This window comes from Mycobacterium sp. pV006 (assembly GCF_041287115.1).
In the GTDB taxonomy this organism is placed as follows: Bacteria; Actinomycetota; Actinomycetes; order Mycobacteriales; family Mycobacteriaceae; genus Mycobacterium.
This window is the reverse complement of sequence record NZ_JBGGKT010000052.1, coordinates 1-1,276: the sequence shown is the minus strand read 5'-3', so window position 1 is coordinate 1,276 and position 1,276 is coordinate 1. Positions and strand designations below refer to the sequence as shown.

The window sequence follows — 1,276 nt, the reverse complement described above, 5'->3', positions numbered from 1 at the left end:
GGCGGATTCATACGGTGAGTGCAACATCCATTGATCTGGGGAGTTGCTATGCCGTCAGGAGTGCCGGTGCCGCTGTCGGTGAAGCGGAAGTTTTTCGATCTGGTGTGTTGTGGGACGACCACGACCGAGGCTTCGGTACATGTGGGCGTGTCTCGGCGAACCGGGTGGTTTTGGTGGCGCGATGCTGGCGGGATGAAACTGCGGATAGGCGGCCAAGGCCGGGGCGGATTGGCTGATGCTGGAGACCTGACCCGACCCGGGGGCCGCGGGCGCCGGCTCAGCTTCGCCGAACGCTACGAAATCGACCGCGGCCTGCAGTCTGGGCTGAGCTACGCCGCGATCGCTGAGAAGCTGCAGCGTGACCGTTCGGTGGTGTGGCGCGAAGTGCAGCGAAACCGGCTGCCCGACGGCACGTATCACGCCTTGATGGCCCACGCCCGCGCCACCGAGAATGCCCGCCGACCCAAAGCCTTCAAGCTCGAAGATCCCAAGCTGTGCGCGGCTGTGGAGACCTGGATGGATGACGGGTGGAGCCCGAAGCTGATCGCGCAGGTATTGGCCCGCGACTTCGCCGATGACAAGCTCAAACGGGTGAGCCACGAAACCATCTATAAGAGCCTGTATGTCCAGACTCGTGGTCAGTTGCGCGCTGATCTGCACAAATGCTTATCCACCGCACGAGCCCAGCGCAAACCGCGCGGTCGTAGCGCACCCCGGGGCCCGCTGACCCACGTGATGACAATCAGCCAACGCCCGCCCGAGGCTGACGACCGCGCCGTGCCCGGACACTGGGAAGGAGACCTGATCATCGGTGCCCGCGGTGGCAGCGCGATCGGGACCCTGGTCGAGCGCAATACCCGGTTCACTATCCTGCTGCACCTGCCTGGCGATCACACCGCAGACACCGTGGCCGCGGCCATGCTCGAGGCCATGGCCGATCTGCCCGCTCACCTGCGCCGCTCGATCACCTGGGACCGTGGCACCGAAATGGCCGGCTGGCAAGACATCTCACTGCAGCTGCAGGCACCGGTCTACTTCTGCGATCCCCACTCACCATGGCAGCGCGGCACCAACGAGAACACCAACCGTCTGCTGCGCTTCTGGTTCGAAAAAGGCACCGACCTCTCCGGCTACAGCCCCGAGGACCTCAAAACCATCGCCGACAAACTCAACACCAGACCCCGCCCCACCCTGAACCTGGACACACCCGCCCAACGCATGACCCAACTTCTTAGCCAAGCCGCCTAATCGTTGTCATAGCCACTTGACATCAAGG

1 protein-coding gene is annotated in these 1,276 nt (G+C 63.8%); it reads left to right on the top strand.

Going from position 1 to position 1,276, the window contains the following annotated elements; translation table 11 throughout:
• Positions 1-48 precede the first annotated feature (48 nt).
• A complete protein-coding gene (locus tag ACAG25_RS24745) occupies positions 49-1,248 on the top strand; it encodes an IS30 family transposase (protein WP_370491058.1) in 1,200 nt (399 codons plus the stop codon).
• The last annotated feature ends 28 nt before the right edge of the window (positions 1,249-1,276 follow it).

What these genes read in the sequence shown, in the direction of transcription:
- ACAG25_RS24745 (WP_370491058.1), top strand. Translation starts at nt 49, where the DNA reads ATGCCGTCAGGAGTGCCGGTGCCGCTGTCGGTGAAGCGGAAGTTTTTC.